This is a genomic window from Halobacteriovorax sp., from assembly GCF_048381875.1.
GTDB classification, from domain to species: Bacteria; Bdellovibrionota; Bacteriovoracia; order Bacteriovoracales; family Bacteriovoracaceae; genus Halobacteriovorax_A; species Halobacteriovorax_A vibrionivorans.
Genome location: NZ_JBLXBP010000001.1, coordinates 483,797 through 498,543, shown reverse-complemented (window position 1 = coordinate 498,543; position 14,747 = coordinate 483,797). Strand labels below are relative to the sequence as shown.

Sequence of the window (14,747 nt, the reverse complement as noted above, 5' to 3'; positions counted from 1 at the left end):
TTATGTTTGCAATCACAATTGTAAACTATTAGAATTGTATATGATCAATTCTTGATATTTATTTATTATGAGACCAACCGCTAATAATTGGTCTTATTTCCGGAGGTGTTTTATTAGCAACAATTTTAAAGGTGGAAGGGGTAGAAGAAAAGAGAGAGGCCCTAGAACGAATGACCAAATCAGAATTCCAGAATGTCGTCTAATGAGTGATGAAGAACAGTATGGAGTCGTTTCTATTGATAAGGCACGTGAAATTGCTGAAGAACTTGGCGTTGATCTCATCGAGATCGCACCAACAGCTAAGCCACCTGTTGTAAAGCTAATGGACTACGGTAAGTTTAAGTACGAACAACAGAAAAAAGCTGCTGAAGCAAAGAAGAAGCAAGCTAAGGTTCAACTTAAAGAAATTCAGCTACGTCCAAATATTGAAGCACATGATCTTGAAACTAAGCTTAAGAAGGCCTACAAATTCCTTGAAAATGGCGACAAAGTAAAATTTGTTATGCAATTTCGTGGACGTGAAATGGCCTATAAAGATATGGGGAAAGAGAAGTTTGAGTCGATTCTTGCAGGAGTTTGCGAAGAAGCCTCAGCTGCTATTGAGTCTCCAATTAAGATGATGGGGAATCGTATTATTACAATCGTTGCCCCTGTTAAAAAGAAATAACTCTTTTTCATATGTAAGTGCCTGATTTTACGTCAGGCACTTCTTCTCATATACTTCCTAAGTACCTGATATTTTTTTACTAAAAGATGATTATCCTTTGCATTAAGTGTGCAAACCTGCTACAAATATGCACTTATAGTTTTGTTATATTTTGTTGAATTCTCGATCTGTGTTTTAACACAGAAAAATTTAAGGAGTATTTAATGCCAAAAATGAAAACAAGAAGAGCTGCTGCTAAAAGATTTAAGCCAGTAGGTAACGGTAAGTTCAAAAGAAAAAGAGCAAACCTAAGACACATTCTTGAAAAGAAACCAACTGATGCGAAGAAAAGAGCTGGTAAAACAGATTACGTTCACGCTTCAGATACTGGTCGTGTAAAAAGAATGTTACCTTACGCTGCAAAAAACTAAGCGCAAGCAATTCAAAAATTAAGTTGGTCGAAACTATAAATCGACAAAACAATTTGTTTTTTTAACCTGATTTTTGGGAAGTACAAGAGTTGACGATTAATGAGTTAACCCCCAAACGTCAAAAAAATGGAGTAAATTATGTCTAGAGTTAGAAGAGGTTTTAAAGCAAGAGCGAGAAGAAACAAGGTTCTTAAATTAGCGAAAGGTTTTCACTTTTCAAGAAGAACTAAGTACTATCACGCTTCTGAAACAGTAAAAAGAGCATTACACTACAGATATATCGGTAGAAGGCTTCTTAAAAGAGATATGAGAAAGCTTTGGATCGTTAGAATCTCTGCAGCTGCTAAGCTTCTTGGTACTTCTTATTCAAAGTTCATGGGACAGCTTAAGAAGAACAATGTTGAAATCAACAGAAAGATGCTTGCGGAAATCGCTGCTAGAGACTTTGAAGGATTTAAAGCAATCTACGAATCAACAAAGTAATTCATTAAACTATTGATTTAATAAAATAAAAAACAAAACTATATAACAGGGCCTCTTTATGAGGCCTTTGTTATTTATCCCTCTATAAATTTCACTTTTACTTTTCTTTCTTGCTTGTGATCTCGAAACTCACAAAGATAAATGCCCGACCATCTGCCAATATCAAATTCTCCATCTTCAATAATTAGGGTCAGTCCTGTTTGCATAAGAATAGACTTCATGTGTGAAGGTGAGTCATCTGGGCCTTCTGCCGTATGTGTGATAAAGTTTAAGTCTCTTGGAACAAGATATTTTAAGAAGTTTTCCATATCTTCTTTTGCACTTGGATCAAATGCTTCATTAACACATAGTGCCGCGCTCGTATGTTGAATTTGTAAAACTAGGATTCCATCACGCTCTTGTGGGTTAAGTTCTTTTGCGCAGTGACGAATTTCTTTTGTAATATTATAAAAGCCTTCCCCTGATGTGTTTACTATCTGCGTTTTTATAGGCATCATTAAACTCCAAACATTTAATATTATTAATAATAAAAGAATTATATATGACTTTATTCTCCACGCTATTAAAGCAGCTCAGTATAAAAGACTTTTTCGATATGGGAATTGTCGCTTTTATGATCTATCAAGTATTAAAGATTGTAAAAGGTACCAGAGCAATTCAAGTATTATTGGGGATGGTTTTTTTGGCCATTCTTTACTTCTTAGGAATTAACTATAATCTCTACACTGTTAATTGGATTTTAGAACACTTTTTTGATTATATTTTCATCATTTTCATCGTTATCTTTCAAGATCAATTACGAGCAGCACTTGCGACTGTTGGTACTGGACGTAAGATGTTTAACTTCTTCGATCGTTCTCCTGTTAATTACGACCTTGAAGAAGTTATAAAAAGTGTCACGGCATTATCAAAAGAGAGAACTGGTGCACTAATTGTTGTTGAAAGAAAAAATGGACTACAAAATTATATCGACACTGGAACTGTCTTAGATGCTCAGGTTCACTCTGATTTAATTTATTCAATTTTCCAAACGATTTCTCCACTTCATGATGGTGCAATCATTTTACGTGCTGGAAAGATTCTGGCCGCTGGATGTTTTCTTCCTCTGTCTAAGAATATTGAAATTGACCGCCACTTTGGTACACGCCACAGGGCCGCTCTTGGTATCTCAGAAGTTTCAGATGCTATTGTAATTATCGTTAGTGAAGAGACTGGAAAAATCAAACTTTGCTATAATGGAGAGTTCTTATATTGTCATAACGAAAACGAATTACGTGTACTTCTTAAGAAAGCTTGGTCAGGTAAAAGGCTTGATTCACAAACTAATCTTACAGGACAGGGAGTTTAGAGATGTTACGTAAAATTGAAAATAGTCGACTATTTGAATTCTTACAAAATCAATTTCTTATCCTAACAAGTTTAGCGCTGGCCGTTTTTCTATGGTTCTACGTTGTAAACTCAGAGCCAATTGAAACTGAGAGGATCTATAATCTAAGTGTGCTTCCTGCAACAAGTGTTGATGTTACATCTGTTTCTGCAAAAGAGATTCATGTCAAACTAAAAGGTGCAAGGGCCTTTTTAAAGGACTTTCATGGTGATGATCATTTAAAGTTTCAAATTGATTTGAAGAAATTGAAGGTAAAGCGCAATACTAAAAGAATAAAGTATACGATTAAGGATAGTGATCTGGTTGTCCCTTTTGGTGTTGAAGTTGTAGAAATTTCTCCAAAATATGTAACCATAAACCTTGATAAACTCATTTATAAGAATGTCCCAGTAAAATTAAATTATACAAATAATCTCCCGAAGGACTTGAAACTTATTTCGGCCGATATAGAGCCTTCTAAAGTTAGAATTGAAGGAGCAAGAGATATTATGCGAGGAGTAGGGCTTGTTAAAACTCGTATGATTGATCTATCTGAGTACACTGGACAAGGTGAGGCCCAAGTTGAACTTGAAGAGCTGCCAGACTTCTTAAGATACGGGGAAAAGAATATCGTAAAGTTTAAATATGATATTAGGCCGCAAAAAGCCAATTTAACATTAAAGAATATTCCTATTCTTTTTGTCGCACCTAATATTAAATTTCGCTCTCGAGTGAGAAAAGTTTCCCTAGATGTATTAAAGACAGGAAATGATAAAATTAAAGAAAGTGATATAAAGATTTATGCAGATATTCCTGCAGATATGGGCAAAAGTGCAAATATTCGTTTAAGGGCCGAGCTCCCTGATGATGTGCACTTATTAAAAATACACCCAGAAGTAATAAAAGTGAGTCGTTAAAATGAGTGAAAGAAAATTATTTGGAACAGATGGAATTAGAGGAAAAGCTAATATTTACCCAATGGTTCCTGAGATCGCAACGGCACTAGGCCGTGCAGTAACATTTTATTTTCAAAAGAAAAATGAAAATAAGAAAGCACCTCTAATCATTATCGGAAAAGATACTCGTTTAAGCTGCTATATGATTGAACAAGCTTTCTCTGCTGGAGTACTTTCTCAAGGTGGACGAGTTATTTTTACGGGACCTCTTCCAACTCCTGGCGTGGCTTTTGTTACAACTTCCATGAGAGCAGATGCTGGAATTATGATCTCGGCCTCTCATAATGACTTTGATGATAATGGAATTAAAATATTTGATGCTCATGGTTTTAAGCTTCCTGATGAAGTTGAGCTTGAGCTTGAAGAACTAGTATTAAATCCTAAGCTTATCCCGCCAAAGGTTGGTGGTGAAATTGGCCGTGCTAAGAGGTTAGAAGGTGTTGAAGGACGATACGTTGTTCACGTGAAATCAGCAATTGCTGAAGAATGTGACCTTACTGGAATGAGAGTCGTTGTCGATAGTGCCAATGGTGCTAGTTATAAAGTCGCTCCTCTTGTTATGAGTGAGCTTGGTGCAGAAGTTTTTTCAATTGGAGTAAATCCAAACGGTGAAAATATTAATTTAAATTGTGGAAGTCTTCATCCTTCAGAGGCTGCAAATGAAGTTGTAAAGCTTCGTGCTGACATTGGCTTCTGTCTTGATGGTGATGCTGATCGTATTCAGGTGATTGATAAGAACGGAGGCCTTATTGATGGTGACCGATTAATTGGAATTTTTGCTAAGTTACTTCTCGATCAAGGTAAACTTAAAAAGGGAGACACTGTTGTTGGTACAATAATGTCGAACTTAGGACTTGAGAATTATCTGAAGAAACTTGGCCTTAACTTTCATCGCACTAAAGTTGGTGATCGCTATATCATGGAATATATGAAGAGCGAAAATGCCCTTTTAGGTGGTGAGCCTTCTGGTCACATCATTTTCCTAGAGCATGCAACGACAGGGGATGGAACACTTGCTGCACTTAAGGCCATTGAAGCAACTTTTTACTTTAAGAAATCAATCAATGAACTTTCTGAAGAAATTGAATTATATCCTCAAATCCTTAAGAATGTTTCAGTTTCTCAAAAGAAAAGCATTGAAGAGATGCCTGGCTTTGAAAAAGAATTAAGAGCTTGTGAGCAAGAGCTTGGAAATGAAGGGCGTGTGATTTTCCGTTATTCAGGAACAGAGCCTCTTGCTCGAGTTATGGTTGAAGGAAAGAGCAGTGCTTTAATTGAAGCGGTATGTGATCGTCTGGTTGCCGCTCTTAAAAAGGAAATAGCGTAATGAGTACAATGAATATAGCTAGATTAGGTGTTAATATTGATCATGTTGCAACGTTAAGACAACAACGCGATGAAGGTTATCCAAGCGTTGCCGATGCAGCTGCTCATGTATTAAAGGCCGGTGCGGATCAAATTACAATCCACCTAAGAGAAGATCGAAGACATATTCAAGATACTGACTTAACAAGTGTTATGGCCGTAACAAAACGCTATGAAAAACCACTTAATCTAGAAATAGGATGTGCCAAAGAGATTGTTGAGATAGCAGCAGACTTTAGGCCAGAGTGGATTTGTCTTGTTCCTGAAAAAAGGGAAGAGAAGACAACTGAAGGTGGTCTTGATCTATTGAGTGATAACTTTTCTAAGGTACAAGATTCAATGAATTATCTTCGCGAAAAGACACCAAATACGAAAATTTCACTCTTTGTAGAAGCTGATACTAAAGTAATGCAAAGATGTATTGACTTGAAGGCTGATGCTGTAGAAATTCACACAGGTGCTTATGCAATCGACTTTTTAAAAGAAGGCGACTTAAATCCTCATTTAGAAAAATATGTTCAATGCTTCAATTATCTTAAAGATAGTGGGGTTTCCTTCCATGCTGGTCATGGCCTTACGATGGAGAGTGTAAAACCTCTTTTAGAGCAGGGTTTATTTGTTGAATATAATATTGGTCACTGGATTGTATCTCAGGCCGTCTTTAGCGGAATAGCTAATGTAACTTCTGATATGCTTAATTTGTTTAGAAACCATCCAATTAAGTAAGGAATGCTTTTCCTTTCGTTGCTTTAAAAATTTTAATCGTTGAAAATATTCTTAAATGAATTTTAAGGAGAAACCGTTGTTTGACTACAAGGACGTTAGACATTGGAAGAAAGTTTACCAAAGCGATATTTCAAATATTATTGTCGAATTAAAAGAATCATTAAAAGAGCCAGCAATCGTTGTTTTAAATGGGCCAGTTGGTGCAGGTAAGACAACTTTTACAAATATTTTTCTTGGTGAAGATAATTCTGGATCTCCAACATATTCTCTAATCAATGATTGCGGAGAAGTTGTCCATGCTGACTTCTATCGTCTTGAAACAGCAGAAGAGATCATGCATTTAGAACTTCCTATGTACTTAGAAGAGAAGAAGTACTTCCTAGTAGAATGGGGAAAAGACTATATTCGTGATATTTATCGTGAACTCTCAGATGATTTCCATTATTTTCAATTAGACATTGAAAGCAATGAAGTTAAAGATGGACACGATGAAGCCTCAAGAAACTACTTTCTGAAAAAAATTATTTTTTAACATCTTCTAACAAGTGGGCAGAAATAACCGAGTAAGTCTGTTTTTAAATAGATTTACTTGCTTCTTTTTCATCTTCAAGTGTCTGAATTTATTAGCTTTCTGTAGATGTATTAAATGAAAAATATTTTTTCATAATAATTGATTAAATCGAGTTGACTTTAAGTCTGATGGGCTGACATAATATTTAGGAAGAAAGATTTTATAGATAAGGTCTTTCAAGGAAAGGATAGCATGGAAAGCGACTCCTGATTAGCACACACTTGCTTAAAGTATAAAAAACTAATTTTTTATTTAACATTTGGATTTATGGAGGAAGACCAATGAGACTCACTTCGAAAGGACGCTACGCAGTTAGAGCAATGCTTGATCTAACTACAAACAGCAACGGTAACCCTGTTAGACTACAGGAAATTTCAGAAAGACAAAACATTTCACTACACTATCTTGAGCAGCTTTTTAGAAAGCTAAGGAATGGTCAAGCAGTTAAGTCTGTAAGAGGACCAGGTGGTGGTTATGTTCTTGCTCGTTCGATGGAAGAAATTACAATTAAAGATGTTCTTGAATGTGTTGGTGAAAACATCAACCCTGCTAAGGATATTCTTGGAACAGAAGCTGAACAAGCAAATACAGTAGAGTTCCACCTATCAAAGAATTATTTCCAAAACCTTGGTTTCATTATGAGCGAATACCTATCGACAACTTCTCTAGGTGACCTTATTAGAAAATCAGGTGAGGTTGAGTCTGAAGTAAGAGGTAACGAAGAGCGCACTAATGAGCAACCTTCACAAACAGTTGAAGCTCAAACTCAAAGCACATCTACAGAAAGTGCATTTAGCGAGTACGCTTCAGGAATCAGATCAGGCTTAGGTGAAATTAATCAATAATTGTCTTTATCTAGATTATAATGCTACGGCCCCCTTAGTGAAACCAGTTGAAGATTGGCTCACTAAGGGGGCCGCATGCTTTGGTAATCCGGCCTCTACCCATCAATTAGGTAGAAAGTCGAAATCTCTTATCAATGCAACAATTGATACAATTCAATCCACTTTTAATGCTAAGGAATACGATGTCTTCTTTCACTCAGGTGCAACAGAGGCCATTAATAGTGTTGTAAAAGGCTTTAGCTTCAATTCATTAAAAGCAAAGAGGCCATTTCATGTTCTATGCTTTGATAGCGATCATTCTAGTATGGTCAATCAAAGAGAGCACGTAGAAATATTAGGTGGTACGTTTCAAGTGCTAAATACTAAGGATGGTGACTTCAATAAAGAAGAAGTTATTAAGGCCTTAAAAGGACTTGAGGGTGATAAGCTTATTAATTTCACTTACGTAAATAATGAAAGCGGTGTTGTTTGGGATTTAAATGAAGTGTTGGAGATAAAGAATGAGACAGGTGCAACTGTCCATATTGATTGTGTTCAACTTGTTTCTAAGGTTAAAGATTGGCAAAAGCTTCCTTTAGGTCTTGATTACTATACATTTTCTGGCCACAAATTTGGTGCCATGAAAAGTGTTGGCTTTTCTCTTATCTCGACAAAGTCTAATTGGACTCCACTTATACGTGGAGGCGGTCAACAGAAGGCCATGCGTTCGGGAACGGAGAATGCATTTGGTACAAATACTATTAAGCTAGCTCTTGAATACAATCTTGAAAAATTTGATTACGATAAAGTAAATAATGCCAAAGTCGAAATTGAAAAATGGTTATTAGAAAACTTTAAAAATGAGATTACGGTAATTGGTGCTAATGCTAAAGGCCGTAATGCCACGACAATCTTCTTTAGTATAGGTGAGCGAGATATTAATACCCTTATGATGGCACTTGATATGGCCGGTATCTGCGGATCAAGTGGCTCAGCATGTGCTTCAGGTATTATAAAGCCTTCTCGAGTGGCAAAGGCCTATGGATTAGATGATATTTCTTCGACTAATGTTCTACGATTATCTCTTTCTCCGTTCACAGAAAGCTCTAGTGAGATCATTCAAAAGCTAGATCCTGTTCTATCTAAATTTCTAAAATAATCTCCGTATGATGCGCCGCAATGTGCGCTTTGACATCAAGGATGTATTTTGAAATGAGTTCATTTTGACCTCAGGACGCATTATGCACCTCGATTAACTATTTGAATTTACTTGAGTGAACCGGTTCGAAAGTTGGCACGTGCATTGCTTTAATTAAAGTATCAATGGTTGGATGGCCTTGGTTCTTTAAAAAGAGTCCCACTTAACACTTCTACCGACCATGCTGAAAAACAAGAATTTGTTTTTTTCTCTTGCTCTAAAATCCTACCTTTTCTTTTAAAGTACAAGCCAAGGCCCCATTTTTATTTTGCACCAGAATCAATAAGAATATTTATACACTCTTCATTTCCATTTCTCTTGGCATAATCAAGTGCACTTTTATTGTGAGTATCTTTCATATTTAAATCGGCCCCCGCTTCAATTAGGGCCATAAGAATTTTAGGGTTACAATTTAAACTCTTATCCATTGCCATGGTAAACTTTCGATTATTAAAGATTATATTTGGATTTGCACCTGCTTTTAATGCATGAATAACTTCTTCGTCATCCTCCATCGCTAGGCTTGCAATTAAGGCCTCATCAAAATTTTTATAATTGCTATGATTTTTTATATTAGTGCGCTCTAATTCTTTTCTACTCTCTCTTGAGATTTCAATAGGAACAGGAGACTCGAACGTTGTATTAGCGGCCTTTGTTCCGTTACGAGAAATATAAGTAGCAAGACCTATAAAAAATATGACAAGTGGAATGGTAAGTTTATTCAAGTAGCACTGCCTCTGATAATTTTAGTGGGAAGAATTGTTTTGGCCTTTTGTAGATAAGAGGTTTTGCTCCTCCAAATTCTTCAATTAAATATTCTGTCATAAGATCTTGAACAATTTTTGCATTATATTGTTCGCTTCCATTGGCCTTATATACATGATGAAAGAAGCCAAAGAATATATCTCCTGATTTCGTCTTTAGCTTACCTGCTAGAGACTTTGTATTCATTAGAGTTCCTGTCTTGGCCATTATTGATCCTAGGTTTCGACGTGCATTTAAACGATTGGCCAATGTTCCTATATCAACTCCAGCAACTGGTAATATATCGCTAAGTCCTTTGCCATAGTCTGCTAATTCTAACTCTAATTGTTCATATGCTTTAACTATAATTGCACAAGTTGCGTAATTATCAACACGCTCATCATTGATCTTTGAATCTAGGCCTGAGCCTGTGTAGAGTAGTGCATGGGGCTCTTGATCTTTAAATCCAATTCGTTTTTGGTAGTAGTCGTTTCCAAATGATTCTTCAGCTAAATTTTCTAGAAACCAGTCTCCATATGATCTTGCGCCAAAGCTTCGATAAGTTATATCTGCAAGCCAATTATGCGACACTGAGTTTTGATACTTAAGATAAGTCAGTAGTTTTGGAGCAGTTAGTGTGAAATTGTAATTATAATCAATCAAAGGAATTCTTGTACTGTAGAAAACTCTTTTAGTACTCATTTTGTAATCAGAATATCTTGAAGAGATTCCAAGCTCGTTTAGTATTTCAACCGGAGTATTTTTTAGAAATCTTCTTAGTCTCGATTGAATGTCCTTATTAGTATCTAAATTGAAATATTCTTCAAGTTGCTCAATATTATATTCTTTTGAATACCACGCTTCGCTCATACTCATGCGTGAGTATAGGGCAATTGCAAATATTGGAGTGTAGTTATCAAAACTTAAATTATCTAGTTCTGTTATTCCCAAAGCATTTAATCTGCCTATGAGATAGAAGATTTTATCTTCGTTAAACATGCCATCATCAGATCCAATAAGATGTATATTTCTTCCATCGGAAATGACTTCTGTTTGATGCTCATAGTTTGGGCCTTGTGTTTTTAAGGCCATAAGACTTGTTAGAGGTTTTGAAGTGGATGCTAGCCTCGCTTTTAGATGGGCCGTTTTTCCGTATATTTCTCCATTGTAGAGATAGCAAAATCCATGCTCCTTGCTATCAAGGCCAAATTCTTTAGAGAGCTCTAACCATTTATTGGCAATCCCATTGTGGATATTAGCATTTACACTAATGGCAAAAAGGAAAATGGATATAAGTTTGAACGAATTCATGAAGGGGGATTCTAGGTAATTTGGTCTCTTCGGTCAAGAGCTGATGTCTTTATGCGTTATTAAGATTTTCTTAAAGTTGTGCTTTTAGAATTGGTAGAATCGATGCCAATCCATTTGTTATCATTTCAACAGACATGGCCAGGAGAAAGAGCCCCATGACACGTGTTGTTACATTGACACCAAGTTGGCCAACTTTTTCACTAATTGTATTCGCATTGATCAGAGCAATGTAGATGCATAGAACGGCAAGAAATAGGATCGGAATACTTAAGGCCCAGTCAATTGGAGACGTCAGTTTTTGCGCGTAGATGATAGTCGTTGATATGGCCCCTGGTCCAGCAAGAAGTGGAATGGCCAAAGGTACTATTCCAATTTCACGAATTGAATCGTCATCCATTTCATCTTGGGTAAGCTTAGATTCAACGTCTTTTGCATTGATCATGGAAGTTGCCATAGAGAAAATAAGTATACCTCCTCCTACAGTAAAGGCCCCTATTGATATGCCAAAGAAGCTTAGGATTTTCTTTCCAATAAATAGAGAGATCACAAGAGTAACAAAGACGGCAATGGAACAAACTCGCACCATACTCTTTCTTTGAGTCTTTGAAAGGTTCTTTGTCAGTCCCATAAACATTGGGAGTGCTCCAATTGGATTAACAACAGAGAGGAGGGCAACAAAGAATGAGATCATGTGAGCAGTTTTCATATCTAGATTATGACTGCTTTCAATAAATATTCAAGTTAGATTTTTTACGTATGTTATAATTTTATAAACTAATTTTGGGGGAGACGTGATTCTAGACTTTTTAACATTCAGAGGACATGGAGCGAGAAAAGAGTTTCTGATGTTTGGGCTTATCTTTCCAGTAGTGATGACTCCAATTGTAATCTTCGGGCCTATTGCTGCTTTTCCTGGTGATAAAGGAGGGTTCTCTATGTCACCGTCTGGAGAGGTCTTGTTTGCTATTTTAATATGCCTTACTTTCTATATTCTAATCAGTTCATTTGTTAGAAGAACTAGAGATATATTCGGTAGATTCATGCCAGAGTATATATTGCTTGCTCATGGAACAATGATGATACCAATTATAGGACAACTTTTCTTGGCCGCATTTCTTGTTCTTTGTCCTGGTTATATTTCAAGTGAATATACAAGAGTTGCTAAAAATAAGTATGTATTAAAGTTCTTCTCCAATCGACTCGTTTCGATTTTAGTTTCTTTTTTTGTTTTTCCTATCGCACCGGTTTTATTTTTTGTCGCTCAGTACTATTACAATTTAAGTAATCTGTAAGTATCGACGTACCTATTTTCTTTAAAACTAAGCTTACTTGTAACTGTCTTGTGTATGTGATTGAAGTGTCGAAAAGTATCGACGTACCGGTTTGCCGGTTTGTGTTTTGTCTTGCTGGTGCTTTCCCATTGCTCCAGAGGCAACAAAGCCGGGCTTGAACCCGGCTTGTTGAATTAAGTATATTAGCTAAAGAATGGGGGGAGCTGTCGACGCGTCCAATAGTCTGCCTTTGGGCAGACAATGCCGCGTCTACTCATCAATTTTATCCCAATCTAGATCATTTGAAATCGTTACACCGGAAATTGTTTTTTGAACATCCTTTTTAATAAAAGGGAAGTTGATTGCAGTCGGGTTAAAAGGCTCTAGAACTCCTTCTTCTAACACTTCATCAAAAGCGATAAAGATTGATTTTGGAGAAGCTTCAACTAAGTGTGAAAAGTAGAAGTCTTCAGGAAGCTCTGGAATATCAATTTTGATATCCTCTTCTTCACGCCCTTCTAAGATTGCTTCATTCATTGCCGCTTCTGCTTGTAGTGCCATGATTTGTTTAACTGGAGACTCTTCAGTCGTGTCACGAACAATAATTGATCCTTTGATATTTGCAGGATTAAGATTCTTCGTTAGGTTCCAGCTAGCAATATTGAAGAAGTCTAAATAGAAAGTAGACTTTCCATATTTGATCTTTCTTGGAATCTGTAATTGCTGTAAGAATTTACGCGTTGATTCATCTTTTGACTTACGAGCAAGCTTTTGCGCTAACTTCGCATCCTGAACTCGAATAATGTAAGCTCCGGCCTCTTTTGTTGATCTAAATAACATATATTGGAACGCCACACTAAAGAGGGTATATAGTTTATGTTGGGCCAAGTGTATTAATTGTGCATCGCTTTCAACTAGTGTTTTTACTGATTCGTACAGATCTTGTTTGCTTAACTGTGAAGACATACGTTTATTCCTTAATTTTAGTGTGAAAATTTTTTTAAGAACTACGTCATTTTTTGTCAACCGCTTTTATCAAAAATAAATACTTAAATATTCTTTGTTTTGGCCGTAAAAAAGCCTTATAACTCGTTGACTTGAATGGCTTTTTTCTCTAATATGCAACACTGATTATTTTGTATTTAAGGTATCTGTAAATTTGGACATCCATATTTATTTGGACTCTTTTAAAATATTAACAACCTCAAAACGGAGTTAAGAATGGTTAACAACAAATTGATGGCGAAAACGAGAAACATCGGTATTTCGGCGCACATCGACTCTGGTAAGACTACTCTTTCAGAGCGTATCCTTTTTTATTGTGACATGATCCACAAGATCGAAGATGTTCGTGGTGGTGGTGCTGGTGCAACTATGGACCACATGGAGCTAGAGAAGGAAAAAGGGATTACAATTACATCTGCTGCAACGACAGCACACTGGAAAGGTATTACAGGTAAAGGGACAACTTTTGCTGACGGTATTGAAAAAGATACTCGTATCAACCTAATCGATACTCCAGGTCACGTTGATTTCACTGTTGAGGTTGAAAGATCACTACGTGTTCTTGATGGTGCTATCCTTGTTCTTTGTTCAGTATCTGGTGTTCAGTCTCAGTCAATCACTGTAGACAGACAGATGAAAAGATATAACGTTCCAAGAATGGCTTTCTTAAACAAGATGGACCGTATGGGAGCAAACCCATTTAATGGACGTGACGCACTTAAAGAAAAACTAAACCACAATGCTGTTCTTATGCAAATCCCTATTGGTGCAGAAGATCAGTTCACAGGTGTTGTTGACTTAGTAACTAAGCAAGCAATGTACTTTGATGGTGATAACGGTGAAAACGTTAGAATCGAAGAATGTCCAGCTGATCTAGTAGATCAAATGGAAGAGCTAAGAGCTGAGATGATCGACGCTGTAGCTGAGTACGATGATGATGTTATGGAAGCATACCTAGAAGGTAATGAGCCAACTGAAGAACAACTTCACCTATGTATCAAAAAAGGTGTTCAATCTCTTCAACTTACTCCAGTTTACATGGGGTCAGCTTTCAAGAACAAAGGTGTACAAGCACTTCTTGAAGCAGTTGCTAGATACCTTCCTTCACCACTTACTTGTGCTCTTCCAACAGCTGTTGATTCAGAAACTGAAGAAACTGTTACGATCACTCCAGATCCAGAACAAGATCTACTTGCGATGGCATTCAAGATCACTGATGAGCAATTCGGTCAGCTGACTTATACAAGAATCTATAGAGGTACACTAAATAAAGGTGATACTGTTTACAATACAAGAACAGGTAAGAAAGTTCGTATCGGACGTATGGTTCGTATGAACTCTAACGATAGAGAGAATATCGATTCAGCACACGCTGGTGACATCATCGCTATCGTTGGTATCGACTGTGCATCAGGGGATACTTTCGTTGGTAACGACGATAATATGAACCTATCACTAGAAGGTATTCACGTTCCAATCCCAGTTATCGAGCTTTCGATTTCTTGTAAGGATAAGAACGAGCAAGCAAAAATGTCTAAAGGTCTTGCAAAATTCCTTAAAGAAGACCCGACTTTCCACGTATACACTGATGAAGAATCAGGTGAAACACGTATCGCTGGTATGGGTGAGCTACACCTTGAGATTTACGTAGAAAGACTTAAGCGTGAGTTCGGTGCTAACGTTGAAGTTGGTGCTCCACAGGTTAACTACCGTGAAACAATCAGAACTGAAGCTCAGTTTGATTATACTCACAAGAAGCAAACTGGTGGTTCTGGTCAATTCGGTCAAGTTGTTGGTCTACTTAAGCCACTTGCTGAAGAAGATAAGGATAAAGAAGATCAAGTATTTAA

The 14,747-nt window shown here is 36.7% G+C and carries 17 protein-coding genes; 12 read left to right on the top strand and 5 right to left on the bottom strand.

Features of this window, described 5'->3' with window-relative positions; genetic code table 11:
* Nucleotides 1–67: 67 nt before the first annotated feature.
* The 3 genes from infC (at nucleotide 68) to rplT (ending at nucleotide 1,560) form a co-directional block, all read left to right on the top strand.
* Complete coding sequence (infC, locus tag ACN5L8_RS02280) at nucleotides 68–667, top strand: translation initiation factor IF-3 (RefSeq protein ID WP_255509247.1); 600 nt, start codon at nucleotides 68–70, stop codon at nucleotides 665–667.
* A 203-nt stretch (nucleotides 668–870) separates the two neighbouring features.
* Nucleotides 871–1,077, top strand: a complete 207-nt coding sequence (rpmI, locus tag ACN5L8_RS02275) for a 50S ribosomal protein L35 (protein ID WP_115363003.1) — start codon at nucleotides 871–873, stop codon at nucleotides 1,075–1,077.
* A 138-nt stretch (nucleotides 1,078–1,215) separates the two neighbouring features.
* Nucleotides 1,216–1,560: a 50S ribosomal protein L20 gene (gene rplT, locus ACN5L8_RS02270; protein ID WP_115363001.1), complete on the top strand. Its 345-nt coding sequence runs from the start codon at nucleotides 1,216–1,218 to the stop codon at nucleotides 1,558–1,560.
* 74 nt (nucleotides 1,561–1,634) lie between these two features.
* Here rplT and ACN5L8_RS02265 read toward each other — a convergent pair whose 3' ends face one another.
* Nucleotides 1,635–2,054, bottom strand: a complete 420-nt coding sequence (locus tag ACN5L8_RS02265) for a secondary thiamine-phosphate synthase enzyme YjbQ (RefSeq protein WP_158536899.1) — start codon at nucleotides 2,052–2,054, stop codon at nucleotides 1,635–1,637.
* Between the two features lie 47 nt (nucleotides 2,055–2,101).
* Between ACN5L8_RS02265 and cdaA the strand changes: the two genes are divergently transcribed.
* The 7 genes from cdaA (at nucleotide 2,102) to ACN5L8_RS02230 (ending at nucleotide 8,527) form a co-directional block, all read left to right on the top strand.
* Nucleotides 2,102–2,908: a diadenylate cyclase CdaA gene (gene cdaA, locus ACN5L8_RS02260; RefSeq protein ID WP_419172188.1), complete on the top strand. Its 807-nt coding sequence runs from the start codon at nucleotides 2,102–2,104 to the stop codon at nucleotides 2,906–2,908.
* A gap of 2 nt (nucleotides 2,909–2,910) precedes the next feature.
* Nucleotides 2,911–3,843 (top strand): YbbR-like domain-containing protein, encoded by a 933-nt coding sequence (locus tag ACN5L8_RS02255; RefSeq protein WP_115362995.1) that lies wholly within the window; start codon nucleotides 2,911–2,913, stop codon nucleotides 3,841–3,843.
* Between the two features lies 1 nt (nucleotide 3,844).
* Complete coding sequence (gene glmM, locus ACN5L8_RS02250; RefSeq protein ID WP_419172187.1) at nucleotides 3,845–5,209, top strand: phosphoglucosamine mutase; 1,365 nt, start codon at nucleotides 3,845–3,847, stop codon at nucleotides 5,207–5,209.
* Entirely contained in the window at nucleotides 5,209–5,973 is a 765-nt protein-coding gene (locus ACN5L8_RS02245; RefSeq protein WP_419172186.1) for a pyridoxine 5'-phosphate synthase, read from the top strand. Before glmM ends, ACN5L8_RS02245 begins: the two co-directional genes overlap by 1 nt.
* 76 nt (nucleotides 5,974–6,049) lie before the next feature.
* Entirely contained in the window at nucleotides 6,050–6,505 is a 456-nt protein-coding gene (gene tsaE, locus ACN5L8_RS02240; protein WP_158536898.1) for a tRNA (adenosine(37)-N6)-threonylcarbamoyltransferase complex ATPase subunit type 1 TsaE, read from the top strand.
* Between the two features lie 320 nt (nucleotides 6,506–6,825).
* Nucleotides 6,826–7,389 carry an Rrf2 family transcriptional regulator gene (locus tag ACN5L8_RS02235; protein WP_115362987.1) on the top strand — a complete coding sequence of 188 codons (564 nt, stop codon included), beginning with the start codon at nucleotides 6,826–6,828 and terminating at the stop codon, nucleotides 7,387–7,389.
* The gene (locus tag ACN5L8_RS02230; RefSeq protein WP_419172185.1) at nucleotides 7,373–8,527 is read left to right on the top strand and encodes a cysteine desulfurase family protein; all 1,155 of its coding nucleotides are present in this window, start codon (nucleotides 7,373–7,375) and stop codon (nucleotides 8,525–8,527) included. The genes ACN5L8_RS02235 and ACN5L8_RS02230 overlap by 17 nt, the downstream gene beginning before the upstream one ends.
* Nucleotides 8,528–8,829: 302 nt before the next feature.
* Here ACN5L8_RS02230 and ACN5L8_RS02225 read toward each other — a convergent pair whose 3' ends face one another.
* From ACN5L8_RS02225 to ACN5L8_RS02215, 3 genes are all read right to left on the bottom strand, one after another.
* Entirely contained in the window at nucleotides 8,830–9,291 is a 462-nt protein-coding gene (locus ACN5L8_RS02225) for an ankyrin repeat domain-containing protein (RefSeq protein WP_115362983.1), read from the bottom strand.
* A complete protein-coding gene (locus ACN5L8_RS02220; protein ID WP_419172184.1) occupies nucleotides 9,284–10,621 on the bottom strand; it encodes a D-alanyl-D-alanine carboxypeptidase in 1,338 nt (445 codons plus the stop codon). Before ACN5L8_RS02220 ends, ACN5L8_RS02225 begins: the two co-directional genes overlap by 8 nt.
* A 70-nt stretch (nucleotides 10,622–10,691) precedes the next feature.
* The gene (locus ACN5L8_RS02215) at nucleotides 10,692–11,327 is read right to left on the bottom strand and encodes a MarC family protein (protein WP_115362979.1); all 636 of its coding nucleotides are present in this window, start codon (nucleotides 11,325–11,327) and stop codon (nucleotides 10,692–10,694) included.
* A gap of 85 nt (nucleotides 11,328–11,412) precedes the next feature.
* Here ACN5L8_RS02215 and ACN5L8_RS02210 point away from each other — a divergent pair, with 85 nt between their 5' ends.
* Nucleotides 11,413–11,913 carry a DUF805 domain-containing protein gene (locus ACN5L8_RS02210; RefSeq protein WP_419172183.1) on the top strand — a complete coding sequence of 167 codons (501 nt, stop codon included), beginning with the start codon at nucleotides 11,413–11,415 and terminating at the stop codon, nucleotides 11,911–11,913.
* A 249-nt stretch (nucleotides 11,914–12,162) separates the two neighbouring features.
* Here ACN5L8_RS02210 and ACN5L8_RS02205 read toward each other — a convergent pair whose 3' ends face one another.
* Nucleotides 12,163–12,858, bottom strand: coding sequence for a hypothetical protein (locus ACN5L8_RS02205; protein WP_419172182.1), 696 nt, complete (start codon nucleotides 12,856–12,858; stop codon nucleotides 12,163–12,165).
* A gap of 255 nt (nucleotides 12,859–13,113) precedes the next feature.
* On the opposite strand from ACN5L8_RS02205, the gene fusA reads away from it, so the two are divergent.
* Nucleotides 13,114–14,747, top strand: a 1,634-nt coding sequence (fusA, locus tag ACN5L8_RS02200) for an elongation factor G (protein ID WP_419172181.1), incomplete at its 3' end; no start/stop codon positions are given.